The 12,518-nt window shown below is 36.0% G+C and carries 22 protein-coding genes, 2 tRNA genes and 1 rRNA gene; 6 read left to right on the top strand and 19 right to left on the bottom strand.

The window, feature by feature from the left end:
* Positions 1-43 precede the first annotated feature (43 nt).
* The 6 genes from ABDZ91_RS00125 to ABDZ91_RS00100 all read right to left on the bottom strand — a co-directional run bounded on the left by ABDZ91_RS00125 (position 44) and on the right by ABDZ91_RS00100 (position 4,735).
* Positions 44-328: a hypothetical protein gene (locus tag ABDZ91_RS00125; RefSeq protein WP_343795237.1), complete on the bottom strand. Its 285-nt coding sequence runs from the start codon at positions 326-328 to the stop codon at positions 44-46.
* Positions 329-803: 475 nt separating this feature from the next.
* Positions 804-1,187 carry an ArpU family phage packaging/lysis transcriptional regulator gene (locus tag ABDZ91_RS00120; protein WP_343795235.1) on the bottom strand — a complete coding sequence of 128 codons (384 nt, stop codon included), beginning with the start codon at positions 1,185-1,187 and terminating at the stop codon, positions 804-806.
* A 21-nt stretch (positions 1,188-1,208) separates the two neighbouring features.
* Positions 1,209-1,391, bottom strand: coding sequence for a hypothetical protein (locus ABDZ91_RS00115; RefSeq protein WP_343795233.1), 183 nt, complete (start codon positions 1,389-1,391; stop codon positions 1,209-1,211).
* Between the two features lie 122 nt (positions 1,392-1,513).
* Entirely contained in the window at positions 1,514-2,527 is a 1,014-nt protein-coding gene (locus tag ABDZ91_RS00110; RefSeq protein WP_343795231.1) for a type II TA system antitoxin MqsA family protein, read from the bottom strand.
* A 62-nt stretch (positions 2,528-2,589) separates the two neighbouring features.
* A complete protein-coding gene (locus ABDZ91_RS00105) occupies positions 2,590-2,937 on the bottom strand; it encodes a hypothetical protein (RefSeq protein ID WP_343795230.1) in 348 nt (115 codons plus the stop codon).
* A gap of 358 nt (positions 2,938-3,295) precedes the next feature.
* Positions 3,296-4,735: a DNA cytosine methyltransferase gene (locus ABDZ91_RS00100; protein WP_343795228.1), complete on the bottom strand. Its 1,440-nt coding sequence runs from the start codon at positions 4,733-4,735 to the stop codon at positions 3,296-3,298.
* Between the two features lie 108 nt (positions 4,736-4,843).
* On the opposite strand from ABDZ91_RS00100, the gene ABDZ91_RS00095 reads away from it, so the two are divergent.
* A complete protein-coding gene (locus ABDZ91_RS00095) occupies positions 4,844-4,972 on the top strand; it encodes a hypothetical protein (protein ID WP_343795227.1) in 129 nt (42 codons plus the stop codon).
* A gap of 15 nt (positions 4,973-4,987) precedes the next feature.
* Here the strand turns inward: ABDZ91_RS00095 and ABDZ91_RS00090 are convergent, their stop codons facing one another.
* From ABDZ91_RS00090 to ABDZ91_RS00045, 10 genes are all read right to left on the bottom strand, one after another.
* Positions 4,988-5,197: an XtrA/YqaO family protein gene (locus ABDZ91_RS00090; protein WP_343795225.1), complete on the bottom strand. Its 210-nt coding sequence runs from the start codon at positions 5,195-5,197 to the stop codon at positions 4,988-4,990.
* An 83-nt stretch (positions 5,198-5,280) separates the two neighbouring features.
* A complete protein-coding gene (locus tag ABDZ91_RS00085) occupies positions 5,281-5,454 on the bottom strand; it encodes a hypothetical protein (RefSeq protein ID WP_343795223.1) in 174 nt (57 codons plus the stop codon).
* 356 nt (positions 5,455-5,810) lie between these two features.
* Entirely contained in the window at positions 5,811-6,851 is a 1,041-nt protein-coding gene (locus tag ABDZ91_RS00080; RefSeq protein WP_343795221.1) for a DnaD domain-containing protein, read from the bottom strand.
* Positions 6,852-7,094, bottom strand: a complete 243-nt coding sequence (locus ABDZ91_RS00075; protein WP_343795219.1) for a hypothetical protein — start codon at positions 7,092-7,094, stop codon at positions 6,852-6,854.
* A complete protein-coding gene (locus tag ABDZ91_RS00070; RefSeq protein WP_343795218.1) occupies positions 7,091-7,267 on the bottom strand; it encodes a hypothetical protein in 177 nt (58 codons plus the stop codon). The genes ABDZ91_RS00075 and ABDZ91_RS00070 overlap by 4 nt, the downstream gene beginning before the upstream one ends.
* Before the next feature lie 129 nt (positions 7,268-7,396).
* A complete protein-coding gene (locus ABDZ91_RS00065) occupies positions 7,397-7,702 on the bottom strand; it encodes a hypothetical protein (protein WP_343795216.1) in 306 nt (101 codons plus the stop codon).
* A gap of 95 nt (positions 7,703-7,797) precedes the next feature.
* Positions 7,798-7,968 carry a hypothetical protein gene (locus ABDZ91_RS00060; RefSeq protein WP_343795214.1) on the bottom strand — a complete coding sequence of 57 codons (171 nt, stop codon included), beginning with the start codon at positions 7,966-7,968 and terminating at the stop codon, positions 7,798-7,800.
* On the bottom strand, positions 7,965-8,477 hold the full coding sequence (locus ABDZ91_RS00055; RefSeq protein ID WP_343795212.1) for a helix-turn-helix domain-containing protein: 513 nt from the start codon (positions 8,475-8,477) through the stop codon (positions 7,965-7,967). Before ABDZ91_RS00055 ends, ABDZ91_RS00060 begins: the two co-directional genes overlap by 4 nt.
* Positions 8,478-8,545: 68 nt before the next feature.
* A complete protein-coding gene (locus tag ABDZ91_RS00050) occupies positions 8,546-8,827 on the bottom strand; it encodes a helix-turn-helix domain-containing protein (protein WP_343795210.1) in 282 nt (93 codons plus the stop codon).
* Positions 8,828-8,843: 16 nt separating this feature from the next.
* A complete protein-coding gene (locus ABDZ91_RS00045) occupies positions 8,844-9,089 on the bottom strand; it encodes a helix-turn-helix transcriptional regulator (RefSeq protein ID WP_343795208.1) in 246 nt (81 codons plus the stop codon).
* A 173-nt stretch (positions 9,090-9,262) separates the two neighbouring features.
* On the opposite strand from ABDZ91_RS00045, the gene ABDZ91_RS00040 reads away from it, so the two are divergent.
* The 5 genes from ABDZ91_RS00040 to ABDZ91_RS00020 all read left to right on the top strand — a co-directional run bounded on the left by ABDZ91_RS00040 (position 9,263) and on the right by ABDZ91_RS00020 (position 11,972).
* Positions 9,263-9,604 carry a helix-turn-helix domain-containing protein gene (locus ABDZ91_RS00040; RefSeq protein ID WP_343795206.1) on the top strand — a complete coding sequence of 114 codons (342 nt, stop codon included), beginning with the start codon at positions 9,263-9,265 and terminating at the stop codon, positions 9,602-9,604.
* Between the two features lie 84 nt (positions 9,605-9,688).
* Positions 9,689-10,291: an ImmA/IrrE family metallo-endopeptidase gene (locus tag ABDZ91_RS00035; RefSeq protein WP_343795205.1), complete on the top strand. Its 603-nt coding sequence runs from the start codon at positions 9,689-9,691 to the stop codon at positions 10,289-10,291.
* Entirely contained in the window at positions 10,291-10,683 is a 393-nt protein-coding gene (locus ABDZ91_RS00030; RefSeq protein WP_343795203.1) for a hypothetical protein, read from the top strand. Before ABDZ91_RS00035 ends, ABDZ91_RS00030 begins: the two co-directional genes overlap by 1 nt.
* Entirely contained in the window at positions 10,670-10,852 is a 183-nt protein-coding gene (locus ABDZ91_RS00025) for a hypothetical protein (RefSeq protein ID WP_343795201.1), read from the top strand. Before ABDZ91_RS00030 ends, ABDZ91_RS00025 begins: the two co-directional genes overlap by 14 nt.
* Entirely contained in the window at positions 10,833-11,972 is a 1,140-nt protein-coding gene (locus ABDZ91_RS00020) for a tyrosine-type recombinase/integrase (RefSeq protein WP_343795200.1), read from the top strand. Before ABDZ91_RS00025 ends, ABDZ91_RS00020 begins: the two co-directional genes overlap by 20 nt.
* An 87-nt stretch (positions 11,973-12,059) precedes the next feature.
* Here the strand turns inward: ABDZ91_RS00020 and ABDZ91_RS00015 are convergent.
* The 3 genes from ABDZ91_RS00015 to rrf all read right to left on the bottom strand — a co-directional run bounded on the left by ABDZ91_RS00015 (position 12,060) and on the right by rrf (position 12,406).
* A tRNA-Thr gene (locus ABDZ91_RS00015) sits at positions 12,060-12,132 on the bottom strand.
* 1 nt (position 12,133) lies between these two features.
* Positions 12,134-12,208, bottom strand: a tRNA-Asn gene (locus ABDZ91_RS00010).
* Positions 12,209-12,289: 81 nt separating this feature from the next.
* Positions 12,290-12,406: ribosomal RNA gene (rrf, locus tag ABDZ91_RS00005) — 5S ribosomal RNA — on the bottom strand.
* Positions 12,407-12,518: the final 112 nt, after the last annotated feature.

Below are 12,518 nucleotides of genomic sequence, written 5' to 3'. Positions count from 1 at the left end.
TGTTATACAAAATAAAAAGCACCCTTGAAGGATGCTATGTTTATCAAACTTTTTGAAATTCTTCTCTTTCACTCAAACTCTTCAACACACCAATTATTCGATCGAAATATTCGGTACCATTTCCCACTGCATCTTTTGCAGCTTCAATCACACGGTTATATAAAAATTCCGGAATATTTTTTCTGTTATCATCTATAAAGAAAATAACTTTTGCAATCCACTCTTCATACTCAACACCTGATACATAAGAGTCAGAATATATGCCAGGCTGTTTGTTTCTATTTACCACTTCTTGACCATTACTAATTAACTTCTCAACTGCAGACATTTAATTTCACCCCCTCCCATCTACTCAGTTCGACAAAAGGAGATATTTTCCTGCAAATAGGTTGCTAAAGCTTTCACTCAGTTATTGTATTTTTCCCAGTAATTCCATTACACACCGCCTTGTGCTAATAGCTTTTTATTATTTTTGGTTTCCCGACTCAAATCAATCGCCCAGGAGGATGCTTGGGATATTTAGAGTCGATAGGTACATAAAAGTCACCTTCCTTCAGCAAAGGAATTTCACCTTTACCTACCCCGTAGCTACCGCGCGCAATTCTGCTTAGACTCCAGTCACCCCTCCCGTTCAGCTAGTGACCTTCAACGTCATTCGATACACCCGAGTACATCATCGATATGGGATAGATGCTTTACCCAAGAGAAACCTCTTAAGGTAAATATTAGAAGAAAATCAACAAAAAAAAGGTCCCCAATTTGGCACCCTTTTTCTCTAAGTTTTATCGGTTTTTTCTCGATTTTTATATGATCGCTAAAGCAGTGGCTATGGTTTGAATTGCATACCTCTTTTTTCTATAATAAGGATCCTTTTTTAAGCAAAGTTCTTCCATAATGACCAGGTCATTTTGTGGATTATTATTTAAGTATTTCTTCTCAACAATTGCTCTTTCAGAATCATCTAATAATCCATATAATGCTTTTTCAATTTGCCTTACCTTTAAAGCAGCTTCCTCAGAAGAATCTCTCAATGATGGGAAAAGGTTTGCTATTCCTTTATCTTTTTGTTCCTTTTTATTTTCTAAATGAATTTTTAATGCTCTATATTGTTTTAATTCTTTAATAACAATTGAACGGACTTGTTTTTCATCAATCTCATTAAATAAACATAGTTGTGAATACACCACTCATTAACCTCCGTACATTTTTTATCTTTGTCTAAATGCACCTTTATTCCTTCTGTAAGTTGGTCGATTCATTCCCATAAGATCAATCAAATCATGTTTGCTTAGTTTTTCTTTCTTTGAGTTTTTTCTTGTAGTAGCACCACTTCGAAGAGGAATCCTGTTGTGTTTTGCCCATTTTAGCACTTCGTCACCAATCTGACGCATAAACTTTTCCTCCTTAAAAAGCAAAAGAGGACACCAATCAGGCCGGGTTCTCCAGCTCGATCAGTGTCCTCACGCTTTCGTCTCTTGGACATATTTGGTTATTTTAAAATATTACAATAATATCAATCCAATTTTAAAGAATCAGCATAATCATAAGAAATAATATCTCTATCGTCGGTATATTTCCATCCATCTTCTTCATGTGAAAAATTACTTATTGCTACAGAACCAAAGTTATTAAAATATTCATTAACTTGACGTAAAATTTCTAATTCTTCTTCACTAAATAAAGTATCGTCAAACTCTTTAAGAGCTTTGATATTTATTATAGTATAGTCGTTAACAAATTCATACTCGATATCAATCATATCATTTTTATCAATTGTTGATATTAGTAAGTCATGGTCTTTAGGAACGGGTCCATAAGGCAAACGTACATATGGCATCCCACTCATTGATAACAAATTTCTTTTATAATTAAGAAAGTCTGTATAAAAAAGAAGCTTCATTAATTTTGTTTTTTGAACACCCTTACTAGCGAAAAAAAGTATCATGTTTATTAGTTTGTTTAAGTAAAAAGAGCTATATCCCGACTCAATAGTTTTCTCATGTAATTTATAATTTATATGAAGAGCTTCAACTAGCCCTTTTTCAACAGACTGTTGATCTGTATTAGAAAGTTTTTCATTAATTTTTTGTTGTTCTTTTTCATTAAATTTATGCTTAGTTAGTTTATAATACTCGTCAATTGCTTCTGGATGTTCTTTTAATCTTTTTAGAACTGACATATGTGATGAATCAGGAATATATTTACCTGTTTCATACCGAGCAATAGTAGCCTTACTCCACCCCAAAATACGAGAAAATAAATCCATAGATAAGCCAAATTGGGCTCGAATGGATTTAATATCTTCAAGAGACAATCCAATTCTATCTTCATACATCTTTGTGAGCGTTTTCATGGTCTCAGAATCTAAATTTTCATCATATAATTCTTGACCACAGGCACACATTAAGACTCGTTCGTCTATTTCAATATTTTCACCTTTAATTGTATAGTTTGAACGGCGTTCGACAACTTTAGCTTCAACATCCTTTTGGCAACCATCACAGTACTTATTTTTTGTTGATGCCATATTAGTGCCCTCCATCGTTTTGTTCCTCCGTTACTTATTATTAGACAGTGATTAGTATAATTTCACCAATCTTTGTGGAAAGATAAACACACGCACCCTCGGTGATCGATTTTCATTTTGATATAAGTCAACACACCATTCACTTCCTTTTTGAAAATCCAAATAACTTTTCCATCCTGAGGTCGATCGTTATCAACACAGGGTCCGTCAATATAGTCATTTGGAGTTAACTTTAGCGCTTCATCCCAGCATTGATCCACGCTTGTTAGCCCAATTTCAAAAAGAGCTTCTATCCATCTAACCTTTTTCCCAGATGGATGGTCGTATGTTCTTTTAATGAAATCTTTCTTTCCTCTAGAGATGAGTTGTTTAGCTTCACGAAGAAAAGACTTTTCAGAATTATTAGACAAAACAAACCTCCATTAAGTGCTAACTACATCTCCGGATAAAACTAGTATATCCAATAACGGTATCAATTGATACCATAAATATTCAATTCGACAAAAAAACTTATATTTCGACAATTATTAAAACAGGAACACAATGAAGGACACAATTTTATTATAGTATAAATTATTGAATATTTTTAACAATTTCTTAAATCAATTACCTACTTTTCTGTTAATTGAAAATGAACAATCCTATCAGAAAGCTAATGCCAAATATGCTTGCTAATGAAGTAATTAGTGAAAAGATTACTCTTTTGTTTCTTTTGTTATTCATTTGATTTCCTCCTGTTCGTTTCATTTTTTCCACGGAAAATGTGCATTAAACTAGCGCTCTCTTATACCTAGAATTTTCTACGCACATTTCGGGTAAATTTGCTCTAACTAATGCATCTGCAAATGATGGGGGTACTGAATTCCCACATCTTGCGACTTGTTGCGTTTTGGGATATGGATTCCCTTTATAATCTTTGTCTATTACATACTCACTTGGAAACCCTTGAGCAGCATATAGCTCGTGTGGTTGTAACATTCTCATTCCAATATCAACAATTCGAAAATCCTGACCTTTAATTGTTACTAGTCCGAAACGGTCTTTTGTTGTTACAGTATGAAGTGGTTCATTTAGATTCTGACCGATATCAGATCCGTAATATTTTGTAAGAAAAGCTGTCACCAAGTTGGCCTTATTAACGGTTGTTATTGTATTTAATGGTTGTTCAATTTTTTGCCCTATTGAACTTTTGAATTGTTGGGCAATAAAAGCAGTTACTAATGAAAATCTGTTAGCAGTAGGTATGGTATGCAATGGGTCTTTTATTATTTGCCCTCTTACCTCACTAGCTGCAGTTTCTCCGTAATAAGCAGAAATGAAAGGAGTGACTAGACAGTGTTCAGCTTTGGTTGTAATAGTGGTAAGTGGCTTGTCTAGTTCGTATTGAAGCCTATCTCTACCGAATCCTGTTTGACCTATTCGTACAATGAATGGCTTTGGATTATTAACCACAAACCTCTCAATCCCTCGAGCAATTCTTCTCATTGTGTTATCTGCTAACGGTTTCTTTCTTTCAAATATTGAGGGTGTTCCAATGGACCAATCTATTATTTCTTCAGCTGTTCGCCAAGCTTTGAGTTTCCCAGCCTGAACTTCTAAACTTTCTGGATTACCATGAGTTGGTTTTGGCCAGACAATGGGTCTGCCATCACATCTAGCTACCATGAAAAATCTTTTTCTAATGGTAGGAGCTCCATAATCACAAGCACGAAGTTCCTTAAACTCAACCTGGTATCCTAATGCTTCTAGTGCTTTCACAAATGAATTAAACGTCTTACCCTTTTGTTTTTCATCAGGATAACCTTCTTTATTTAATGGTCCCCATGTTTTAAACTCTTCAACGTTCTCTAACATTATGACTCTAGGTTTTACTGCAACTGCCCATTTAACCGCAATCCAAGCAAGGCCTCTAATTTTCTTTTCAACAGGCTTTCCACCTTTAGCTTTACTAAAATGCTTACAGTCTGGGGAAAACCAAGCTAAACCTACTTTTCTGCCCTTCACTGCTTTCACCGGATCTACATCCCAAACTGACTCACAATAATGTTCTGTATCTGGATGATTAGCTTTGTGCATTGCAATAGCAGCTGGATCGTGGTTAATAGCAATATCAACTGATAAACCTGTAGCCATTTCAATTCCTGTACTGGCACCTCCACCACCCGCGAAGTTATCAACTATTATTTCTCTAAATAAATCGAGTTGCATTTCTCTCCCTCCTTACTGCACAAAATGAGTCTTATCCTCACTTTTTGTCATATATATAAATCTCGATACCTGGTAAAATAGTTATAAATTTCCCGTTTGGAGGTAACTATGATCAACATCATTAAAAACTTTGTAAGAAATGAAATTGTGGCTCCTATTTTGGGCCTAGCTGCAGGTGCATTAGTTCTATACATAATCGCTAAATATGCAGAAACTATTTTTAATTTTCTTCTCTAAGGTCGTTGGATGACCTTAGAGCAACTCATAATCCTCAAATTTAATTCTGACTGGTTTGCCTTTACTAGTTTCAATTATGGTAAAACCATGCTCAACTGCCTCGCATTTTGTAGCCTTCCCTTTTACTCCATCCAAAACTAAGACAACAACTTTTCCTGTTTCAATTTTTTCATTGATTTCAAGTGTTTCTGGATTCATTTCTACTTCAAATGTTCTCTTCAACATTGCCCACCCCTTATGGTAAAATGGAGTAGACGAATTTCTTTTATTCCCGCCGGGTGGCCTATACCCGGCGCTTTTTTATGTTTCTAATTCGGGGGAATTCGTCTTCCCATCTGTTGAACCACTCTTTTCTTGCCTCGATGTTTCCTTCCTTGCAGTACTTGATTAACTGGATGAGTGGCATTGTTTGCAAGTCCTGGGTCTTCATTCAAGTATTCCTCTCTAATAATTTTTCTTTGCCAAGCGAGTTGATCTTTCATTTTCAGCCCTCCTATTCTGCGGCCATCTCCAATCTCTGGGGCGCTTCATAGGTTGCTTTGGCCTATTTCGGTATTGTTTTAATTCTTCTTCTGACAACTTAGATACCCTTACTGTGTTGTCAATCATATTGTCATAACCTCTTTTTTTATCAGATGTACTCCATCCTTATAGCATTCGAGACAGGTTCCCTCAGTTGCAAATCCGTTTGGTTTCCCGCAGTATTTACACGTTTTAGATAAGGTCTGCCACTCAAAATTACAGGTAGAGCAAAATATCTTCACAATGTTTTTTCTATGCCCTTTCACTGTTCCAACCTTTTTGCATTTAGGGCAATTTGGTACGGTCTTTGTATTACTCAAGGTTTTCTCCTCCTGTTTTTTAATTCTTCCTCTAGCTTTCGCCGTTGCTCTTCAAAATCAAAATCTTCTTGTTGTTTACGTATAGCCTCTTCATTAGCTTTCTTACGTCTTTCTTTTTCCTCGTCAAACCAATCAGGTTTGCTTTCTTGCTTTTTAGATGCTGGGAATCTAGAAGTATTTCTTCTCTGCCGACTTTTTTGTTCTTTCATTGCCTGTTGCAAGGCTTGTGCATCTTGTGCAGTTTTGACTCCTTTATCAGCCCAGGAACGTAAAATAGATTCAGTGTACTTCCAAGTCTTTACTCCATATTCAGTTGCTAGTTTCATTGCTTCTAAAACAAGCTCTGGTGAAAGATCGTCGCACCATAATGAAATCTTTTCAGCAATGTAACTGCCAATTGTTCCAAACCCATTTTGTTCAAAAAACTGAAAGGGATTTGGTGCGCTTGCGTTTTCTTCATCTTCTTCTTTTTTTATATCTGTAGTAATCTCTGTAGTAATCTCTGTATACGTCCCACGCTGTGGCGTAGGAGGGTCCTCCGCTTCAACGGAAGAGGGGGTACATTCCAGCGTAGGAGGGGGTACGTCAGAACGTAGGAGGGTCAAGTCAAATTCTTCATAAGTTAATTTTTCTATGTTCTCTACAACTGGCTCTAAAAACATCACGTTATTAAGTGGTACACCAGATTCTGACTTAATATCCCGAAACTCTCTAATCATCAGGTCATGTTCATCTAGAAAGTCTAATGCCTCTTTTACTTGCCTTTTAGTAAAACCAAACTGATCAGCAAGACTTTGGTAGCTTCTTTGAAGACGATCAGCTTTAAACTTCTTTTTGAGCTCCACCACATTCCCAGAGGATTCATCACGAACCACTGTTGGCCGATACCAATAAAGCACTTCTGACAGAAGAGTAATAGCAATAAAATGGGGTCTTCCTGTTTTAAACCTAATGTTTCTGTACCAAAAAGGCGGGATGATATTCCCTTGAATATTCATTTGTCCAACTTTATCGACTGCAGCACTTCCAGAATTCATTTACTTCCCACCTTTACTTGTTTTTCTTTTGTTCTGGCGCCATTCCCATTCTTCCATTTGTTTTCGCGCCCTTTCATAGTTGTATGTACATAAAAGACAATTTTCCTTCTCTAATTCAGATTGCTTTGGAATGGGATCGTAGTGAGGATAATACCTCTGAAGATAAGCCCAAGCTAATCTCTTTTTTCTAACGCCTTTCGCTAATCTATACAAATCAGGAAGCATAACTTTATGGACAATCACACGACTTCCTCAATGAATATATGAATATGGTTATTTTGATTGAGAGGAAGTTGCTCTCTGATTTGCTCAGCTTTATCCTGGCATTCAGAAATACTAATAGCTGGAATAATCTCTGTATGAACCGTTGAGAAGCTTTGGTTTATTTTAATGTCAAAATCAACGGAAAAAAGCATAGCTTGTCCATCCTTTGCATATGATTTAATAATTGGAATCGGTGCGCACCATTATGACTAGGAGTCAGAGGAGGTACCCATCAAGGGGGTTAGATGGGGAGCTCCTAGCCATAATGGCAAGCCCGAGGCTTACCCAAATCTCATTGAAATAGCTTCCAGCGCTATTTTCTTGTTGGAATCATCCAAATAATCCATATCGCTCAGATTTACTTTATTTCGCTCGTTGTATAGGTGAAGCGCTAAATTAAGTAGAAACTTCTCTGATGACGACCATGGGGCAGCTTTTCTTTTTAATGCCACTGATGAAATAGTTCCTGATTCTAAATTGAAATACTTGGTATTAAAGTATCTTTGCAGTTTAGAATTATTTTGAAATAAATGAATAACCGGCTTCCAGTAACGATCATTTGCTAAATGAACTGGTATTGTTGCCATTTTTATATCCTCCTTTTGATAAAAAAATCCATCTATTGAAATCAACCGATTTTAATGTTATTTTTATATCAACAAATATTTGTGCTAAGGCACATTTAAGCAGTGAGCTTGCCAGAGCTTGCTGCTTTTTTATTTTGAGTTAATTGGTTTAAAGCAGATTTAAGTTGTAGCTCAACCAACGCAACTTTCCCTTTGTTATCCCTTACCATCTGGCACCATTGTTTTACTTCTGATACTGTTAGTGCTGGGCTTGTAAATAATCTCACTTCGAATACCTCCTCACTTTTAATGATGATCTCCAAGCTTTAAATATCTGTTTCATTGAAAACTTGTGTTCCCTACATAAAACTGCTACTAGGTTGATCATGGAAGCAGCTGCATCGAGTACCTCGACAATCGCTTGCTTAACTTCTTCTTTTTCTCTGTCTGTTCGTGTATGTATTGGTTTCACCCAGCTCAAACGTTCTAGTTGTTCTAGTGCTTCATTGGTTTCAAACTGAACAAGGTGCTTCATGCTTGCTGGGTGCTGGTCTATATGTTCGCCGTTAAAAAATGGGATTGATACAACTCCAGCTGCTTCATTCCAGGTTGCAAAATAAAGTTCTGTATCGTCTATTCCTTCAGCTATGTGTTTTCTCATGTCCTTTGGTACAGACCTACCTCCTTTTTCATATTTAGATATACTTTCCCTTGAGATAGGCAATTTCATGGATAGTTCTTCTTGGGTGAGTCCTTGCCTTTTCCGAGCGTTTCCTATCTCCTCACCGATTGCCACAGGTAAACCTCCTATATTTGTACCGATTCACTAGTAGATTTGGTACTTTGTTATTAGTAAAGTAATAATTAGATAGCTTGCTTGGAAGTGCTCTGAGTGTTAATCCAATTCATCAATCCAGAGTAAGAAATTCTTACTTTTCTTCCATCACGGATTGCTGGAAAATCATGACGATTCGTTAATTCGTAAACACTTGTTTTCCCCATTTTCAAAATCTGAGCTGCCTCTTCAACAGTTAATAAAGGAGGAGCTCCTTGAACACCATGTTGATCTAAAAGCTGCTCAATTCTTTCATAGTGTTTTTCGTTCTCTTCTTGAATGATTTTACGGATTGTTTCTTCGATTGACATATGAGTAACCTCCTTTTTACGCTGTTGTTTTACTTTGCAACTTTTGGTTGCTTTCAGTGTCAAAAAAAATTGTCCATTCAACGTTAAGGACCTGAGCGATTTTCTTTGCGACTTTAACTGATGGTTTCCTTTCTCCGCTTTCAATCATACCGTAATATTGGCGTGATATTCCTGCTTTTGAAAGGTCAGCAACGTTTTGATGTGTTAGATTCATTTGCTCTCTTTTTTTGATTAGAAACTTTTGTAGTTCTGCTGCAGTCAAATCTACACCTCCTGTTCTATTGTTGCAACTTAAGGTTGCTTTATAAGTTTTATTATACGCAACTTTTAGTTACTGTCAACAAAAAAATGTAACTTTTAGTTACGTTTATTTAAAGCAACTAATTGTTGCGTTATAATATTGATAGAATATAATGGGGAATGAGGCAATAACATATGTTTGCTGATAGGTTAAAAAAATTAAGATTAAGCCACAAGCTTACTCAACAAGATATGGCAGACTACTTAGGTATTTCTAGACAAGGCTACGCGAAATACGAGAAGGAAGAAAGTCAACCTGACTTTGATACTTTAAAAAAACTCTCTAGTAAGTTTGATGTATCCATTGATTATTTGTTAACAGGAAATGAACATTCCTCTTCCCCCGAAGAAATGTGGAAAGAGTTTTTAGATCCTAAGACGCAAATATTTTTTAAAGATTTGATGGATGCACCTGAAGAAAAAATTGAGGAGTTAATCAGATTCTGGGAGTTTATTAAAGAAAGAGATGAAAAATAATCAATCTGGCCATCAGTGGCCTTTTCTTTTAAACATAAAACCGAACATATATTCCCATTCCCGTATTTTATAGGAGGTTTCTTTATGAAATATCAAACAATATTTCTTGAAGATTGGATCAAGGACCTATATGACAAACTTGATATTAAAAACCCTAACCAACTAAACATAAAAAACATTTCAGAAAACATTGGAATTAGGCTTACTTATAGGAATGTCACCAGTAGATTTTATAAAAATGAAATTATCATTGACAATAGGCAAAGTCTTCAAGAACAATGGCAAGAGTTTGGTCATGAACTTTGTCATGCACTTAGACATGAAGGGAATCAGTTAATATTACCAAATTCATTTCTTATTCTCCAAGAATGCCAGGCAAATACATTCATGTATCATTTTTGTGTCCCGACTTTTATGTTACTGGAGTTTAAGTTAAATAGCCTTTCAAATGTTAAAGATGGTGTCCCTCTTATCTCCAAAACCTTTAATGTTACTGAAAAGTTCGCAGAAGAAAGGTTAAAGCAGTTTAAAAGAAAAATGCTACAGGCAAAATCAGATGCAGAACACCGCGCCTATATGGAGGCTAAATATCCAAAAGTTAACTCAGACAATTATTCTGAAGAGACAAAAGCAATATTAAATAAATTATATAAACAACTAGAGAAAAAGAAGGAGGCTGCAATTTAATGCCAAATCAAGCTATTTATCAAGAATATGTAAACGAAACTTTAGTTCCGTATTGTTATGTCCTAACATTCGAAACTGGGGAAATTAACTGGGAGAAAACAGTTTTCTACTTTGAAGTTATTGAACCAACAGTTTATTATGAACGCGAATTCTATGACGAATCTATTATCAGTACATCTATTTTTCTATCAGATTTGATAGTTAGTGATGCTCATCCCGATAAGCTAGGACTCTATTTACCCAATATAAAAAAGAGAATTAACGATTTTGGAGTAGATCCATATCTTGTAACCCAATTTGTTATACCTACCCAAGATATCTCAGAAGTATTTCAGTTGCTTCCCAATTCAAGAAATTTTTTTAAAGGAGGTAGTTTAATTGATCAAGGATAAAATGGTCAGGCTTTTAGATGAACTAGAAAAATCTAAGTTCACAAAAAAGATTCCGGTTTTCAACAGCATTCGATTAGTAAATGGTGAAGTCGTGGGAGAAGTGGATGATTATGTAGATATGCCAGAAGATTTGGAAAGGAGAATGAAACGTGAAAGGACACATCCGTAAACGTGGAAACAAATATGCAATTGTGGTAGATATGGGACGAGACAATAATGGGAAACGGAAACAAAAGTGGTTTTCTGGTTATGACAAGAAAAAAGATGCTGAGAGAGACTTACCAATTATTCTAAATGATATCAATCAAGGTACCTTTGTTGAACCTGCTAATGAGACATATATGTCTTATCTAGAAAAATGGATTAAGAACAAGAAAAGCCAAATTAAACCTACAACGCTCGATACCTATCAACGCCTTTTACGGGTTCACATTATCCCAGGACTCGGCCATCTAAAATTGGGAAAAATGAATCGATTGCATATAAAAGAGTTTTACAGTTACTTAGAAGAAGAAAAAGAATTGGCCCCTGCATCCATTAAAAAAATTCACACTGTAATACGTTCATCATTGAGTGATGCTTTAGAGGATGGTTTGATTGCTAAGAATATATCAGCTGGTATAAAAACACCAAGAATTGGCCGTTCCGAGATAAAGGTTTGGGATGAAGTTCAGCTTATGAATTTTTTAAATGCAATAAAAGCTGAAACTTTATACATTGCCTTTCATCTTCCTGCCATGACTGGAATGAGAAGAAGTGAAGTGTTAGGGATTCGGTGGAAAGATATTGATTTTGAAAACAAAATTCTAAGAGTTGTAACCACCATTACGACCAAAGGGAAATCGGATGGAAAAACCCAAAATAGTTATAGTCGGCCTATAGATTTAGATGATGGCACAATAGCAGAACTTAAAAATCGAAAAAAGCAAGTTGCTAAAGATAAATTAAAGGCGGGTACTGCCTATGATGATCAAGACCTTGTTGTCTGTACTTCCCTGGGTAAACCTATCTCTCCTAGAAATTTAAATCGTCTATGGTACAAGCTTAGAGACAAAGTAGACATTCCTAATATTCGTTTCCATGATTTACGACACACACACGCTACACTTATGTTGCTGCAAGGTATACCTGCTAAGGTGGTCTCGGAAAGATTAGGACATGCTAGTATTCAAACTACTCTCAACACCTACGGTCACTTATTGCCTTCAATTCAAAAAGAAGCAATCCAAATATTTAGTAGGAATCTTATAGAAAAGAGCAATAACTTTATTTCGATACACGAAGGTTAGCAATTGGTTTGCAATAGTGTTTGAATAAAAGAAAAAACGGTTTTCCCAACCGAGGGAAAACCGTGTCATATCAATGTTTTATTAGAAAGCTTCCAACCGGGCTCGAACCGGTGACCTCTTCCTTACCATGGAAGTGCTCTACCTGCTGAGCTATGGAAGCATGGCTCCGCAGGTAGGATTCGAACCTACGACCGTTCGGTTAACAGCCGAATGCTCTACCACTGAGCTACTGCGGAATGATAAATAACTATTCCTAGGAATAATATTAAACCATAACTTTTTATAAAGTCTTCCTAATTTCTATTAAAATGTTGAAAGCCTGGAAACGTCCTACTCTCACAGGGGGACAGCCCCCAACTACCATCGGCGCTGAGAAGCTTAACTTCCGTGTTCGGGATGGGAACGGGTGTGACCTTCTCGCCATAGTTACCAGACTTATTTAATTTAGAGAACCTCGTTCTCTCAAAACTAGATAACTGACTAATGAGGTGTAAGGACCGAATCACCATGTAATTGGTTAAGTCCTCGATCGATTAGTATCTGTCA

It is taken from the genome of Bacillus carboniphilus (assembly GCF_039522365.1).
Classification (GTDB): domain Bacteria; phylum Bacillota; class Bacilli; order Bacillales; family JC228; genus Bacillus_BF; species Bacillus_BF carboniphilus.
Note: the sequence above shows the minus strand (reverse complement) of the source record. Positions and strands in the feature narration are given on the sequence as shown.